Genomic DNA, 15015 nt, shown 5'->3' with positions numbered 1-15015 from the left:
TGCTCTTACGTCCTTGCGACCCCTTAGTCGCGCCAGTGTGAATAAGCATCTTGAAAAACATTACGTAGAATGCCAGAAATACTTATTTGCTACTTCGTTTGTTAACTTGAATATCATCTCACACAAATGAAGACTTGTCAAGTTTTATCACAAATCTTTTTTAGATAAAGCTGCTCTAATAGAGATAGTTGTTTTGAGGAAGTTCGTTTGATTGTGCTATTATAAATAAAGAAACGGTTAGGAGGTTCAATCAATGGATGAGCAAATTGGGTTACGCACACTGGAAAAGGAAGACTTGGAATTTATCCATACGTTAAATAATAATGCAGATATCATGTCCTACTGGTTTGCAGAAGCCTATAAGTCTCTTGCAGAGCTTAAGGATTTATATGATAAAAATATTTCCAATCCGCATGAGAGGCGCTTCATTTTGAAAAAAGGGAATGAAAAACTTGGCTTGGTGGAATTAGTTGCGATCGATCCGATTCATCGGAAAGCGGAGTTTACAATTATGATAGATCCCGCGCAGCAAGGAAACGGCTATGCAGGTCGCGCCACACGTTTGGCGATGAATTATGCTTTTGCCACACTAAATTTGCATAAGCTGTATTTGGTTGTTGATCAAATCAATGAAAAAGCCATTCATATTTATAAAAAGGCTGGCTTTCAGGTTGAAGCAGAATTAAAAGATGAGTATTTTGTAAATGGGGCTTATCATAATGCAGTAATCATGTGTATGTTCCAGGAAGATTATTTTAGCATGAGTTAATGGAGATGGCATCATGAGTTTATTTTTAAATGTTATTTTACCGATTATCGCAGTGTTTGCTGCGGGTTTTATTTTGCAACGGATTCGAATTATGGATGTGAAATCTGTTTCGACAGTAACATTATATATTTTGAGTCCCGCACTTGTTTTTAGTTCGCTGTATGACGCTGACTTTGATAGAGGCTATATGGTTATTGTTATTTTTATGTTTGTTTTATTTTTCCTCATGGTTCTCTTGAATAAGATTCTTGCCAAACTATTAAACTGGCAGCCTTCCATCGAAAGTGCGGCTATTTTGTCGACAGGCTTTATGAATTCAGGAAATTACGGTCTCCCTGTTGTTTTGTTTAGTGTAGGGAATGCAGCGTTGCCTTATGCTGTATTTATTATGATCGTGCAATCATTAATGAATAATTTTTTTGGAATATATTATGCATCTCGCAGTACAAGTGGCATGAAACGTGCGTTTAAAAATGTGCTAAAGATGCCGACGACCTATGCAGCGATACTGGCGTTTATTTTTCAGTATTTCTCTTGGGGTCCCCTGCCTGAATCTGTTCATTCGACGATAGCGATGGTTGGGGATGCAGCAATCCCGGTTATGATGATCATGCTTGGCATGCAGCTGGCATCCATTACATCGATCAATCTCAATTGGCAGGTCATTACTTCTTCAGTGATTTTGAAAATGGTGATCTCTCCACTGATTGGGTTTGGCTTTATTTATTTTGTTGATGTGGATCCAATTATTGGCGCGGTTATCGTTATTATTTCAGCCATGCCGACTGCAGCAACGACCACCATGTATGCCATTGAATTTGATACAGAACCTGAACTGGTTTCAAGTATTACACTTGTTGCAACACTTGTAAGTATAGTATCTGTTACGGTCTTATTGAATATTATATAAGTAAGGAATGTTTTCATCTTTTTGGTTATGGGTATGGTATGAGTAAGTATATAATCAACGAAGAAATGAATGTTTTCTTCATGAAAGGATGAACGTTATGTTACGTACTATTTTAATGGTGATCGGTGCAATTGTTGTAATAGGTTGGATTATCTCGATGCTATAAAACTATGATCCGAAAATATTTATTGGCAAAATCCGAAATCTTCCTTTTTATAATGATAGGGGTAGATTTCGGATATTTTTATAGTAAAAAGGAGTGTTTATAATAGACCTACATTTAAAAGGGAAATCGGTTATTGTTACGGCCGCAAGTAAAGGATTGGGAAAGGCTGTTGCAACAGAATTTGCACGTGAAGGAGCGCATGTTCTAATCAGCAGTCGAAATGAAGAGGCTTTAAAACAAACGGCTGAGGAAATAAAGGAGGAAACGGGCAACAGCAACGTGGATTTTACGGTTTGTGATATGAAAAATTCAAGCGATATTAAACAGGTGGTAGAAAAGGTTGTGGAATCCAGTGGCACGGTTGATGTACTGATCAACAATGCAGGTGGACCTCCAGCCGGGAAGTTTTTAACATTGGATGATGACGACTGGTATCATGCATTTGAACTGAATCTACTTAGCTTTATTCGAACAACGCGAGAAGTGATCCCATATATGAAAGAACAAAGCCGAGGACATATTGTTAACCTGGCTTCTTCGTCGATGAAGCAGACACTTGATAATCTGGTCCTTTCCAATACAATGCGTCCAGGGATTGTCGGACTGGCAAAATCCCTGTCACAGGAACTAAGTGCAGATAATATTTTAATTAATACTGTTGGGCCGGGAACTATTGAAACGGATCGGATCACAGAATTAAACAAAACGAAAGCAGACCAGCAAGATTTATCTGATGAGGAAATCAAAAAGGCAGCAGAGGAGGAAATTCCAATGAAACGTTACGGGCAACCGCAAGAATTTGCCAAAGTGATTGTATTTCTTGCCTCTGGTGCGAACACCTATATAACAGGTCAGTCATTGGTCGTTGATGGTGGACTGGTTAAAGCGTTATAAAATATTAAACATCCCAAGGGCAATTAACAAGACGGGCGGAACATATGTCAGTTGTTGCATGTATTTATTTTTAGCTAAAAGCATACCTGTTTGAATGCCTAGGAAAACAAATAATCCACTCATAAATGCGATAAGAACAGCAGTGATGACAGGAGAATAGCCAAGCATAGATGCGCCGATTCCGGCCCCAAACGCATCCAGGGCAAGCGCAGCACCAAGCAGGACAGCTTCATTGGGCGTAATAATTCCAGATTGATCAAGGTCCGCTTTGTCCGGAGTTGTAAGAATGGTTGTGAAGATGTTCTGTTTATTGCCCCTTGGATCCTCCATGGAGGCCGAGGACTCCTGTTTTGGCCGAATAATATTGTATAAAGAAAAGCTGCCTAGTAAAATTAAGATAATGCCACCAAGCACTTGTGCACTATCTGGCGAAATAAACGAACGAAGTACATTTCCGGTTGTCATTGCCAGTAATACGATGACACCGGAACATAACATGATAATAAGTAAGGCAAGAAGCGGGACACGAATTTTTCGTATACCGTATGTGACACCTACCCCGAACCCATCCAAGCTTACAGCAATAACTAAGAAAAATAATCCAGTATAAAAAAGCATACTACCAATTCCTTTGCGATATTTCTATATACATTCTATGGAAAGGCGTAATAGGTTGTGCGTGGACATAGACGGAAGGAATTCGATGACTGGATGGAGAGGTGATGATGCACAGCTCGCCAGGTCGAGCGCCATACTCTTCAGGTCGAGCAGCAGCCTCTCAGGGTCGAGCGCCATCCCCTCAGCTCAAGCACCAGACCTTAAAAATATCGCTGACACTCGTATGTACCACGTTCCAGCTCGAGTAGAAGCTCCGGTCGCTCGAGTGATTCACTCTCGCGCTCACTCACGCACCAGCATCCCCAAGCCGAGCGCTACTCCACTTAACTCGAGCGTCAGCCCCACGACTCATACAGCAAAACAACTCCTCCTGAAAGAAGCCACATTTTGTGGTAAAGTAGCAATAGGAGTTTTTTTACAAGAGAAAGGATTTTCCAAGATGAGTAAAACAGTCGTACTAGCAGAAAAGCCTTCTGTTGGCCGTGATATTGCCCGCGTCTTAAAATGCAATCAAAAAGGCAATGGCTATATGGAAGGATCAAACTATATTGTGACATGGGCGCTCGGTCATTTAGTTACATTGGCCGATCCTGAAGTCTATGATGAAAAATATAAAACATGGAAACTCGATGACTTGCCGATGTTGCCAGATCAGTTAAATCTAGTTGTAATTAAGAAAACTGGAAAGCAGTTTAATGCAGTGAAAACACAGCTTAATCGTAAGGATGTGGGCGAAGTCGTAATCGCGACAGACGCCGGGCGCGAAGGTGAACTTGTTGCGCGCTGGATTTTAGAAAAAGCCAGAACAAATAAACCGGTCAAACGTCTATGGATTTCATCCGTTACCGATAAAGCGATTCGTGATGGATTTAAGCAATTGAAACCAGGTAAGAAATATGAAAATTTATACGCATCAGCGGTCGCTCGTTCAGAAGCGGATTGGTACGTTGGTTTGAACGCAACCCGTGCACTGACAACGAAATTTAATGCGCAGTTATCGACAGGTAGAGTTCAAACACCAACACTTGCCATGATTGCCAAACGCGAAAAGGAAATTAAAGAATTTAAGCCGCAAAAATTTTACGGAATCCAAGCGAAGACAGATAAAGGATTTACGTTTACTTGGCAAGATGGGAAAAATAATAGCCGTATATTTTCCAAGGAACGGGCAGACAATCTTTTGGAGAAACTGAAGAACAAGCCTGCTGATGTCGTGGACGTGAATAAATCCTATAAAAAGAAACATGCGCCGCAACTCTATGATTTAACGGAACTACAGCGGGATGCGAACCGAATTTTCGGTTATTCCGGAAAACAAACCTTGTCTTTGATGCAAAAGCTATATGAACAGCATAAAGTGCTGACATATCCAAGAACCGATTCACGTGTGATTTCCACAGACGTGGTACCGACATTGAAAGATCGCGTAAAAGCATGCGGGGTGGATCAATACGCAAAAGCTGCCGGTAAAATTATGAAAAAGGATATCAAGCTGCCAAAATCTGTGGTCGATGATGCAAAAGTTTCCGATCACCATGCGATTATCCCGACAGAGCAGAGCGTTATTTTACAAGAATTAGATGATAAGGAAAGAAAAATTTATGACCTTGTTGTGAAGCGATTCCTGGCTGTACTTTCTGACCCGTATGAGTATGAACAGACCCAGGTTACCGCCAAAATAGAGAATGAACGCTTTGTTGCGAAAGGAAAAATCGTTAAGAAACAGGGATGGAAGGAAATCTACAATAATCGTTATGAAGACGAGGACGATGGGGCTGATCAGAATCTGCCAGCTATAGAGAAAGGCGATGTATTTTCGAATGTACGTGTTTCCATGACGAATGGGGAAACCAAACCGCCGGAGCGTTTTACTGAAGGTGGATTACTACAGGCGATGGAAAATCCCGTGCGCTATATGAGCTCAGATGAAAAGCATTTGGCTGGTACCATTAATAAAACCGGTGGACTCGGAACAGTTGCAACCCGTGCGGATATCATTGAAAAACTTTTCAACGGGATGTACATGGAAATGAAGGGAAAGCATATTTTCCTGACATCAAAGGGCCGTCAATTGCTTAACCTCGTGCCGGAAGACCTAAGATCCCCGGCCTTAACAGCAGAATGGGAAGATAAACTCGGGTCTATTGCAGAAGGTAAACTGAACAAAAACCGTTTTATTTCTGAAATGAAGACATATGCACGTGAGGTTGTTCAGGAAATTAAAGATAGTGATGAGAATTTCAAGCATGACAACATGACTGGAACCAAATGCCCAAATTGTGGCAAGCATATGCTGGAAATTAATAATAAAAAAGGTCGCATGCTTGTTTGCCAGGATCGTTCCTGTGGGCATAAGAAAAATATTGCCAAACAAACGAACGCACGCTGTCCGAACTGTCACAAGCGTATGGAATTACGCGGCGAAGGGGAAGGGCAAATGTTCATGTGCAAATGTGGGCATCGCGAGAAACTCTCCACCTTTGAGGCGCGCAAACAAAAGGAGAAAAAGCATAAAGTATCGAAAAAAGATGTGAATAAATATTTAAAAAGCCAAGATGATGGGTTTAAGAATAACGCAATGGCGGAGCAACTTGCGAAGCTGAAAAATAAATAGTTCTATAGAAAAAATCCCAAAAGCTGAGCAGTCTTTTGGGATTTTTTCTTAATACGTTTTCTCTTCGATTATGTTATGATACTTGTCCAATATTTCTACTTTACTTGGACTATTTTCTTGTGCCATTTTTTCTGCAGCTGCGATGGCATCATCCTTGGAAAAGTACTCTTCTTCTGCTGCAACATCCTCCAATTTCACAAACCAACCGGATACATCTGCATTTGGTGTTACACTATATTTTTTCAAATCAAAAACTCCTTTTCGTCTGTATATTAAGGTTTTCCCAAATGGAAAAAAGCCTAAACATGATATAATAATAGTAATCTTCATTATTGACGTATATTTTTAGGAAAAGGAGTTGTTTGGCATAGATATCCATGGAAAACAGGTTAAAGGTGCAATTGACGGAGAAACACGCTGCAGGCATTATCATCAGTCCAACGATAGGATTGCTATTAAATTTTATTGCTGTCAGGAGTATTCCCCGTGCTACCAATGCCACGCAGAATATGGATGCGGAGCTGTTCAGGTGTGGCCTCGAGAGGATTTTGATCAAAAGGCGATTTTATGCGGAGGATGCAAAGCGGAACTAACGATCAACGAATATTTAGCGAGCGGTAATAGCTGTCCTTCCTGTCACGTATCATTTAACCCTGGATGTGCAATGCATTATCATTTATATTTTGAAAAAAATTAAGTAGGCTGTTTACTTGCAATGCTTGCCTCATGTATCATTAAATAGAAGTAGAATCTTTTGTTAATGGATATAAGGGAGGTTACCATAGATGGCTTTTGTGATTTTAGATCCATGTGGGCCGGAGAAGTCTGCTGAATGTGTCAGTGTATGTCCGGTTGACTGTATCGAAGAAGGAGAGGATCAGTTTTACATAGATCCCGATGTTTGTATTGATTGTGCGGCATGTAAAGCGGTATGCCCAGTTGATGCGATTGAGGAAGAATACGATTTGACGCCTGATCAGGAAATTTTCCTGGAAAAGGCTGAGGAATTCTTTGCAAATAGATAGATTGGAAATGAGGCTGTCTTCATTTTTATGGAGGCGGTCTTGTTTTTTATATTAATGGGGGACGGATAGAATTGCTGGCAAGGGACACTCATTCTTTTCACCTCCTCTATTCTCATAAATATAGCTCATATTACTAGATTGGCTAAATTAAAAATGTCGCATTTTCTGATTCATTGCTATTGTTTTTTAAATAAAAAGCGACGCCCTGTTTTTTTCAGAACGTCACTCGCAAATCATTTATCTGAAATCATTCGCAATGCTTCATCTGTATCTGTAATTGGCTGTTGACAGGCAAAATTTTCACATACATAGATGGTTGTTTTATTGTCTATTTGTTTATAATCAGCCGCAAAAGGGGCGACTTCGGAAAACTGCTCCGGTTTCTCTCCTACAAGAACCGTAACATTTGGCAAAAAGGCCTTTTGAAGCCGATCGACAAGTCTTTTTCTTTCCGAGTCGTTCTCTGCCCCCAGAATGACAACTTCCTTCGTCGGGTTTTCCGTCAACTGCAGGCTTTGCAGGAAATACGGGCTTGCGGAAGCGATCCGGTTAATCTCATCGAAGAAGCTATAATACATTTCATCGGTTTTATCGAGATATGTGTTTTCTCCGGTTAAAAAACCTAAACGCGTCAGCATCACAGCTGCGACACTATTTCCTGACGGGATCGCTCCATCATAGATTTCTTTATCGCTGGCAATTAACTTCTCACTGTCTTTTCCACTGAAATAAAATCCACCATCTTTTTCGTCCCAATACAGGTCAATCATATCCTCAGCAGCCTTCTTCGCTTTTTGCAGGTAATCCGCCTTAAAAGTCGCATTATATAATTCAATATATCCCCACAGTAGAAAAGCATAGTCATCAATATAGGCGTTATATTTCGTTTCACCATCACGGAAGCGAGCCATTAAGCGTCCCTCTTTATATAATTTTTTCTCGATAAATGCGGTTGTCTCCTCAGCAAGTCGCACATAATCACTGTTGTCAAAAGCAGCCCCTGCCTTAGCCAGTGCTGCGATCATCATCCCATTCCAGCCGGTTAAAATTTTATCATCAACATGCGGATAGACACGCTTTTCACGTTCTACTAGGAGTTTTTGGCGTGAAGCTTCCAGTTTTTCCTGGTTTTCCAGTTCGTTTTCCACATCCGTGCCAAGTAGGTTGGGTATATTTTTTCCCTCAAAGTTACCCTGTGGCGTAATATTATAAATGGAAGCATATAATTCACCGTGTTCTTCGCCTAAGATGTCGAATATTTCTTCATAGTCCCATACGTAATATTTTCCTTCAATCCCTTCTGAGTCCGCATCGATCGCTGAATAGAATGCTCCTTCCGAATTAGTCATTTCTCGTTTTATAAAAGTAATAATTTGCTCAGCTATCTTTTTATAAAAAGGGTTATTCGTAATTTGATAGCATTCGGTATACGCGATCAATAACAACGCATTGTCATAGAGCATTTTTTCAAAGTGGGGAACGAGCCATTTCTTATCTGTGGAATACCGGGAAAAGCCAAATCCAATATGGTCAAAAATCCCTCCGTCTGCCATGGAAGTCAATGTGTTCTCAGCGATTTTTAAAGCATTCTCATCCCCTGTAAAATGGTAATGCCGAAGCAGGAATAATAAATTTTGCGGCATCGGAAATTTTGGTGCCTCACCGAATCCGCCATATGTTGTGTCCGCATTTTTTTCTAATTGCTGAAAAGCTTGAGCAATTGCATCTTTTGTCAGACGGTTTTCACTTTTTTCTGTTACGATCCGGTTAAGTGCACTAGTCACACTTTCCGTAACCTCATCAATATGGTCAGGGTCTTCGGTGAATTTTTCATGAAGCTGCGTCAGTGCTTCCATGATACCTGGCATGCCGTATTTGCTTGTCTTAGGGAAATAAGTCCCTGCATAAAAAGGCACCTTGTCGGGTGTCATGAATATCGTGAGCGGCCAGCCACCTTGCCCTGTCATCATTTGACACACTTTCATATATACGGAATCCACATCAGGGCGCTCTTCCCGATCGACTTTGATGGATATATACTTTTCATTGAGGAGGCTTGCTACTTCTGTGTCTTCAAATGATTCGTGTGCCATGACGTGACACCAATGGCAAGTCGAATAACCTATAGATAAGAAAATCGGCTTGTTTTCCTGCTTCGCTTTTGTAAAGGCTTCGTCTCCCCATGGAAACCATTCAACCGGGTTATGTGCGTGTTGAAGCAGGTAGGGGGATTTTTCATGGATGAGTTCGTTTGTATGTTCATTTGAATTATTTGACATTTTTAACACGACCTTTTTATTAGTTGTATTTGTAGTATCTACTATTTTCCAATTCCCTTATAATTATTAACATAACAAATAAAAATTCGAATGCTGACACATATCAGCCACACAACACGAATCTCACCGGTTCAATCCATTGAAAACAATTCTCATTATCAATTAGAATAGAGGTAAGATAACTCACTTTCAGTGGAGGGATTCGTTATGCATTTTTTAATGCTTTACGCCAGCGGAACAGGAAATACAGAACTGATGGCTGAGGCAATGGTTGCCCATCTTAATAATCATCAACACGAAGTCGTTACCAAAACATTTGATTTTGATCCAATCGACGTGAAGGAACTTTTGCAATATGATGCCGTGTTGATTGGTACCCACACATGGGATGACGGTGATCTCCCATATGAAGTAGAAGATTTCTACGAGGAGCTTGAAGATGTGGATATAACAGGAAGGGTTTTCGGCGTGTTTGGCTCTGCCGATTCCTTTTACGATACGTATGGGGGAGCAGTTGACCTGTTGGCCGATCATTTGAATAATTTAGGCGCGGCACCACCGAAACAGTTAAAAGTTGACTTGGAGCCGGATCGAGAGGATATTGTTCATTGTGAACAATTTGTGGATGTGGTAGTTGGATTGGTTGGGGAGACAGCTTAAGATTATGGGGAATAAAAAACTAAGCTTATACGGCTTAGTTTTTTTATTGATAAAATTTAATTTTAAGAAAATACTTGTTTATTAACATAATATTATATATTCTAGAGAGTAACCAGTAGTAGCAAATGACTCCAAAGGGATGATTAGTAAAGATGAACTATGTAATAGGTATTGATGGTGGTGGAACAAAAACGAAAGCTGTAATTGTGGATATGAAAGGGAAGGTAGTAGCGCAGGAAACAGTTGGGCCAACCAATCCAAATGTTGTCTCGAAAAAGGAACTTCAACACACATTTCAAACATTGTTTCATTCCCTGAGACAGCAAGCACCCCCGCATTTTAGCAATATATTGTCCGTATTCGCCGGAGTTTCCGGTGCAGGGAATGCAACGAATAAAAAAGTTTTACAAGAAACAATCGAACCATTAATAGAAAATAACATACCAATCCAAATCGAGGCCGACGCCATTAACGCTTTATATTCAGGATCATATGGAGCACCGGGGATTGTACAAATTGCGGGTACAGGCTCCATTACATATGGCATAAATAGCAATTTAGAACATCACCGTGTTGGTGGATGGGGTTATTTATTCGGCGATGAAGGAAGCGGGTATGATATTGGAAGAAAAGGAATTATGGCAGCATTACAATCCGTTGATGGGCGAGCTTCTGAAACCATACTTCTTCCTATGATATATGCGCACTTTAATGTTACAAATGCGCAAGACTTGATTCGTGGAATATACGCATCACCTACTTCCAAAAGTGAAATTTCACCAGTTGCTGAAATTGTCTTTCAAGGATTTAAAGATGATGATCCAATAGCTGAAGGAATTATAGCTGAGGCTGTAAAAGAAACCACGTTAAGTATAAAAGCATTATATGAAAAACTCTTTTACGTGGAAGAAAAAGTAGAAGTTGTTTTATGTGGAGGTGTTTTTCAGGAAAAAAACATCCTGCCCAGGTTAATTAAAGAAGATTTGCGAATGTACCCTGCTATGAAAGTGGTGTTACCAGAGATGCCTCCAGTTGGTGGTTCAATCATAGGGGCCTATTTAATGCAGGGTGTCGATGTGGATGAAGCAATTATCGATACTATTCGTAAAACAATAAATAGGAAGAGGTGATCATATGCCCCATACAAAAGGCGGGCTCGTTATTCTGAAGGAGATGATCAACAGCTTACCACCCTCTGAGCAGAAAATAGCCACCTATATTTTGAATAATCCTGAGGAGTCTATTTTACTAACTGCATTAAGCCTCGGGGAAAAAAGTCAAACAAGCAGTGCAGCAGTAATCCGTTTGTGTAAATCTTTAGGATTCAGCGGATTTCAGGAATTAAAAATACGCGTTGCCGGTGATCTGCGGGTTGAAACAGTTGAAGAATACCGTGATATCGAGCGAAATGAAGATTATAAAAATATTATCGATAAGGTCACATCGAATACGATTCAAACATTAAGAGAAACAGTAGATATTATGAGTATTAAAAACCTGGAACAAGCTGTTACTGCATTAACCAATGCAAAATCAATACTATTCATCGGGTTTGGTGCATCATATATTGCCGCAAGAGATGCGGAGCAGAAATTTATGCGAATCAATAAAAATGTGTTTTCATTTTCGGATGTACATATTGCTGCAACTGCCATCGCAAATAAAGGCCCAGATGATGTCGTTGTTGGGATATCTTTTTCAGGTAACACCCAGGAGGCGGTAAAACTATTACAGCTTGCAAAGCATAAAAACGCTACAACCATTAGTATAACAAAATATGGGAATTCACAAGTTAATCAGATTTCTGATATTCAATTATATACTTCTGCGGCGAGGGAGGCGACCTTTCGAAGCGGAGCAACATCTTCACGGATCGCACAGCTGCATGTGATTGATATTTTATTAATGTGTCTAGCGTCCAAAGAATACGATGAAACGATTAAGCATTTGGATGAGACGAGAGAGGCTATTTCGTTTTTGCGGGATAAGAGCTAGTGAAGCGTATTTTAAAAAGAGTGAAATTTTATAACAAAAAAATAAAATGCAATCGACAAAATAATTTAACAGACTTATAATTACTATAAACCTGTATAGGTACTAAGTATTGTTTGTAAGCGTTATTATATAGGGAAATATTAGGAGGGTCTTATGAATCAAGGCCTGTACAAAATATCGCCAACCAAGGCTGGCATGGATGAACAAAGATTAAAGAATGCTTTTGCGATTTTATCTCGTGAAATAGAAATCAAAAATATCCCTGGTGCTGCGGTGATGATAGGACGTGGGAACTATATAGTTAATAGTTTTGTTAGCGGTTATAAAGTGGATAGTTACGAAAACTATTTAGTTGATGAGGAGACTATTTTTGATTGTGCCTCGTTAACGAAAGTAGTTGTTACAATACCACTTGTATTGACTCTATTAGAACAAGGCCGAATTGCAAGTGTTTTGACCTAAATATAAATTATTTCTGAGAGGAGGAATAATGAACAATGAAATTAGGTAATGAAAACGCATTCAAAGATTCGTACAAAGCCTTATGGAAGGGAGCAAGAATTGGGGTTGTAACCAACTATACTGGTGTTAATAAAATTTTTGATAGAACAATAGACCGATTGATTGCGGGTGGTGCAAACGTAACAAAATTGTTTGCACCAGAGCACGGTTTTTACGGTGTGGGGAGAGCAGGGGAGCACATTTCTCGTGAAGTGGATAAAAAGACGGGTATTGAAATTGAAAGTTTATATGGAGAAAAGAGAAGCATGGATGTCGATCTATTGGAAGATATCGATGTTTTAATAATGGAGTTTCAGGATGTAGGTGCCAGATTTTATACATATATTTCGACGATGTTTAACGTAATGGAAACAGCCAATCAAGCAGGCATTCCCCTCGTCATATTAGATCGACCGAATCCACTCGGAGGGACGCTGATAGAAGGAGGAGGGGTTGACGAACGCTATAGATCGTTTGTTGGAGACTATGATCTACCTATCCGGCATGGTATGACAATCGGCGAGCTGGCGATATTGTATAAATATGAGAATAATCTGGATGTGGAACTGAATATCGTTAAATTAGAAGGGTGGCGAAGGGAATGGTATTTTTCTGATACAAAACTTGATTGGGTTCCTCCATCCCAGAATATCCCAACTTTTGAGACATCTATACTTTACCCTGGAACAGCTTTTATTGAAGGAACCAACTTGTCAGAAGGCAGGGGAACCACGATGCCTTTCCAGTGGATAGGAGCTCCGTGGATTAATGGGGAGGAGTGGTCGGATGCTTTGAATATACTTGATATTCCTGGTATAACTTTTCGTCCGGTTATGTTTAAACCCACGCTTTCCAAGCATAAGAATGTAACGGTTGAGGGAGTGCAGATCCATGTAATCGATCAAAGGCTTGTCAGACCCACAGAAATTGGACTTCATATCATTGATCAAGCCAGACGGTTGTATCCAAATGACTTCGATTGGATTAAAACAGAAGATGATTATTTCGTTGATCTGATATGGGGGACTTCAAGATACCGACACGAATTTAACCAGGGCAGGTTAGTTTCAGAGATAAGTCAAGAATGGCAAGAATATGCTTCTGGTTTTCGAAAACGCAGAGAGCCTTATCTGCTATATACATAAAGGGGGTGATGATGAATAGCTAGGTTGTGTGTTTGATAGATTTAATAAATAAGTGAGGGGGAGAATTAAATGAAAAGAAGTCGAATAGTTATTTTGCTGTTTTTATTTGTGACAATGATTTTGCTGGCCGCTTGTAATGGTTCCTCCGAGAGCTCGGGGGCAGAGGACGGTGGAGATGATGGTGGAGGAGAGGCAGACGAGGAAATAACACTTGAATTTTGGACAATGCAGCTGCAGCCAACCTTTACGGATTATATTAATGGAATGATAGCTGATTTTGAAGAGGAAAATCCAAACATAACGATTAATTGGCTGGATGTTCCGGCAGGGGATCTGGAACAGAAAATATTAGCTGATGTAGCCGCCGGCAATGCTCCGGATCTCGTGAATTTAAATCCGGCATTTGGAGGCAGTCTGGCAGAATTAGATGCCACTGTAAATTTGGATGAAGCACTCACAGATGAGGAAATAAGTCGATATGTTGAAGGTGCATGGGAAGCAAGTCAATTAGATGGAGAGACTTATGGAATTCCATGGTATTTGGATACACCGGTAACGTTAAACAATACGGAAATTTATGAAGCTGCGGGACTTGATCCCGAGCAGCCTCCAGAAACGTATGAAGAAGCGAAGGAATATGCGGAAATAATCAAAGAGGAAACAGATCAATACGGATACTTTCCATCACTTGATCTTTCACTCCCTTTGCAACATATGGAATTAATGGGTGTTCCATTAACAAACGAAGATGGAACTGCAGCTTTTAATACCCCGGATGGTGTTGAGGTGTTTGAGTACTTTACGGAACTCTATCAAGAAGATTTGATTCCTGCTGAGTCATTGACAGGAGATCAGCGAGAAGGAACTAATTTTTACCAGTCAGGGCAAGTGGCATTTGGCGTGAATTTTTTCATAGCAGAAATTCAAGAGAACGCACCGGATATTTATGATGCCACAGTACCGTCAGCAGCGATTACTGGAGATTCAGGTAAGACAACCACGAGCGTACAGAACTTGGTTGTTCCTGAACAAAGTGGATACCAAGAAGCAGCAGTTGATTTTGCGTTGTTTATCACAAGTGCAGAAAACCAGCTTGAATTTGCACAGCTTACACCGATTCTGCCGTCTTCAACAGAAGCTCTGGAAGATCCTTATTTTACAGAGCCTCCTGAAGACGCAGATCCAATGGAGCTTGTACGAATTACTTCTGCAGAGCAATTGCCGAATGCCGAGTTAGTGGTCCCTCCAATGGACAATTTTAATGAATTGCAAACGGTGATGTATGATGCAATGTCCAAAGCAATGCTCGGTGAATCAACATCGGAAGAGGCTATTGCAGAGGCAGAAGAGGAATGGAATGCAGTTGTAGCTGACTAATGTATGTCTGAAGGATAAGGGGCCCTTCTATTGGCCCCTTTACCTTTCGTTTTAACGAGTGA

The 15015-nt window shown here is 40.3% G+C and carries 14 protein-coding genes; 11 read left to right on the top strand and 3 right to left on the bottom strand.

Annotation, left to right across the window (positions count from 1 at the left end; genetic code table 11):
• Nucleotides 1-253 precede the first annotated feature (253 nt).
• From speG to KFZ58_RS13480, 3 genes are all read left to right on the top strand, one after another.
• Complete coding sequence (gene speG, locus KFZ58_RS13490) at nt 254-769, top strand: spermidine N1-acetyltransferase (RefSeq protein ID WP_235791819.1); 516 nt, start codon at nt 254-256, stop codon at nt 767-769.
• A 13-nt stretch (nt 770-782) separates the two neighbouring features.
• Nucleotides 783-1679, top strand: a complete 897-nt coding sequence (locus tag KFZ58_RS13485; RefSeq protein WP_235791818.1) for an AEC family transporter — start codon at nt 783-785, stop codon at nt 1677-1679.
• A gap of 268 nt (nt 1680-1947) precedes the next feature.
• Nucleotides 1948-2739, top strand: a complete 792-nt coding sequence (locus KFZ58_RS13480; RefSeq protein WP_235794746.1) for an SDR family oxidoreductase — start codon at nt 1948-1950, stop codon at nt 2737-2739.
• Here the strand turns inward: KFZ58_RS13480 and ytaF are convergent.
• Nucleotides 2734-3357, bottom strand: a complete 624-nt coding sequence (gene ytaF, locus KFZ58_RS13475) for a sporulation membrane protein YtaF (protein WP_235791817.1) — start codon at nt 3355-3357, stop codon at nt 2734-2736. The genes KFZ58_RS13480 and ytaF overlap by 6 nt on opposite strands.
• 439 nt (nt 3358-3796) lie before the next feature.
• On the opposite strand from ytaF, the gene KFZ58_RS13470 reads away from it, so the two are divergent.
• Nucleotides 3797-5971 (top strand): DNA topoisomerase III, encoded by a 2175-nt coding sequence (locus KFZ58_RS13470; protein ID WP_235791816.1) that lies wholly within the window; start codon nt 3797-3799, stop codon nt 5969-5971.
• Nucleotides 5972-6019: 48 nt separating this feature from the next.
• Here KFZ58_RS13470 and KFZ58_RS13465 read toward each other — a convergent pair whose 3' ends face one another.
• Nucleotides 6020-6217 carry a DUF2188 domain-containing protein gene (locus KFZ58_RS13465; protein WP_235791815.1) on the bottom strand — a complete coding sequence of 66 codons (198 nt, stop codon included), beginning with the start codon at nt 6215-6217 and terminating at the stop codon, nt 6020-6022.
• Between the two features lie 539 nt (nt 6218-6756).
• Between KFZ58_RS13465 and KFZ58_RS13455 the strand changes: the two genes are divergently transcribed.
• Entirely contained in the window at nt 6757-6996 is a 240-nt protein-coding gene (locus tag KFZ58_RS13455) for a ferredoxin family protein (protein ID WP_235791814.1), read from the top strand.
• Nucleotides 6997-7229: 233 nt separating this feature from the next.
• On the opposite strand, the gene KFZ58_RS13450 is transcribed toward KFZ58_RS13455, so the two are convergent.
• A complete protein-coding gene (locus tag KFZ58_RS13450; protein WP_235791813.1) occupies nt 7230-9275 on the bottom strand; it encodes a thioredoxin domain-containing protein in 2046 nt (681 codons plus the stop codon).
• Nucleotides 9276-9482: 207 nt separating this feature from the next.
• On the opposite strand from KFZ58_RS13450, the gene KFZ58_RS13445 reads away from it, so the two are divergent.
• The 6 genes from KFZ58_RS13445 to KFZ58_RS13420 all read left to right on the top strand — a co-directional run bounded on the left by KFZ58_RS13445 (nt 9483) and on the right by KFZ58_RS13420 (nt 14953).
• Nucleotides 9483-9935: a flavodoxin domain-containing protein gene (locus KFZ58_RS13445; RefSeq protein ID WP_235791812.1), complete on the top strand. Its 453-nt coding sequence runs from the start codon at nt 9483-9485 to the stop codon at nt 9933-9935.
• A 152-nt stretch (nt 9936-10087) separates the two neighbouring features.
• On the top strand, nt 10088-11065 hold the full coding sequence (locus tag KFZ58_RS13440; RefSeq protein ID WP_235791811.1) for an N-acetylglucosamine kinase: 978 nt from the start codon (nt 10088-10090) through the stop codon (nt 11063-11065).
• A gap of 4 nt (nt 11066-11069) precedes the next feature.
• Complete coding sequence (locus tag KFZ58_RS13435; protein ID WP_235791810.1) at nt 11070-11930, top strand: MurR/RpiR family transcriptional regulator; 861 nt, start codon at nt 11070-11072, stop codon at nt 11928-11930.
• A gap of 153 nt (nt 11931-12083) precedes the next feature.
• Nucleotides 12084-12392 carry a serine hydrolase gene (locus KFZ58_RS13430; RefSeq protein ID WP_235791809.1) on the top strand — a complete coding sequence of 103 codons (309 nt, stop codon included), beginning with the start codon at nt 12084-12086 and terminating at the stop codon, nt 12390-12392.
• A gap of 35 nt (nt 12393-12427) precedes the next feature.
• Complete coding sequence (locus tag KFZ58_RS13425; RefSeq protein ID WP_235791808.1) at nt 12428-13576, top strand: exo-beta-N-acetylmuramidase NamZ family protein; 1149 nt, start codon at nt 12428-12430, stop codon at nt 13574-13576.
• A 69-nt stretch (nt 13577-13645) separates the two neighbouring features.
• Entirely contained in the window at nt 13646-14953 is a 1308-nt protein-coding gene (locus KFZ58_RS13420; RefSeq protein ID WP_235791807.1) for an ABC transporter substrate-binding protein, read from the top strand.
• Nucleotides 14954-15015: the final 62 nt, after the last annotated feature.

Origin of the sequence: Virgibacillus sp. NKC19-16 (assembly GCF_021560035.1) — a bacterium.
GTDB lineage: Bacteria > Bacillota > Bacilli > Bacillales > Amphibacillaceae > Virgibacillus_L > Virgibacillus_L salidurans.
The sequence above is the reverse complement of the archived record's forward strand: the minus strand, read 5'-3'. Positions and strand labels throughout refer to the sequence as shown.

Bases quoted from the DNA above. Each gene is read 5' to 3' on its own strand.
- KFZ58_RS13450 (WP_235791813.1), bottom strand. From the start codon at position 9,275: ATGTCAAATAATTCAAATGAACATACAAACGAACTCATCCATGAAAAA.
- KFZ58_RS13455 (WP_235791814.1), top strand. From the start codon at position 6,757: ATGGCTTTTGTGATTTTAGATCCATGTGGGCCGGAGAAGTCTGCTGAA.
- ytaF (WP_235791817.1), bottom strand. From the start codon at position 3,357: ATGCTTTTTTATACTGGATTATTTTTCTTAGTTATTGCTGTAAGCTTG.
- KFZ58_RS13425 (WP_235791808.1), top strand. From the start codon at position 12,428: ATGAAATTAGGTAATGAAAACGCATTCAAAGATTCGTACAAAGCCTTA.
- speG (WP_235791819.1), top strand. From the start codon at position 254: ATGGATGAGCAAATTGGGTTACGCACACTGGAAAAGGAAGACTTGGAA.
- KFZ58_RS13435 (WP_235791810.1), top strand. From the start codon at position 11,070: ATGCCCCATACAAAAGGCGGGCTCGTTATTCTGAAGGAGATGATCAAC.
- KFZ58_RS13485 (WP_235791818.1), top strand. From the start codon at position 783: ATGAGTTTATTTTTAAATGTTATTTTACCGATTATCGCAGTGTTTGCT.
- KFZ58_RS13420 (WP_235791807.1), top strand. From the start codon at position 13,646: ATGAAAAGAAGTCGAATAGTTATTTTGCTGTTTTTATTTGTGACAATG.
- KFZ58_RS13430 (WP_235791809.1), top strand. From the start codon at position 12,084: ATGAATCAAGGCCTGTACAAAATATCGCCAACCAAGGCTGGCATGGAT.
- KFZ58_RS13470 (WP_235791816.1), top strand. From the start codon at position 3,797: ATGAGTAAAACAGTCGTACTAGCAGAAAAGCCTTCTGTTGGCCGTGAT.
- KFZ58_RS13440 (WP_235791811.1), top strand. From the start codon at position 10,088: ATGAACTATGTAATAGGTATTGATGGTGGTGGAACAAAAACGAAAGCT.
- KFZ58_RS13445 (WP_235791812.1), top strand. From the start codon at position 9,483: ATGCATTTTTTAATGCTTTACGCCAGCGGAACAGGAAATACAGAACTG.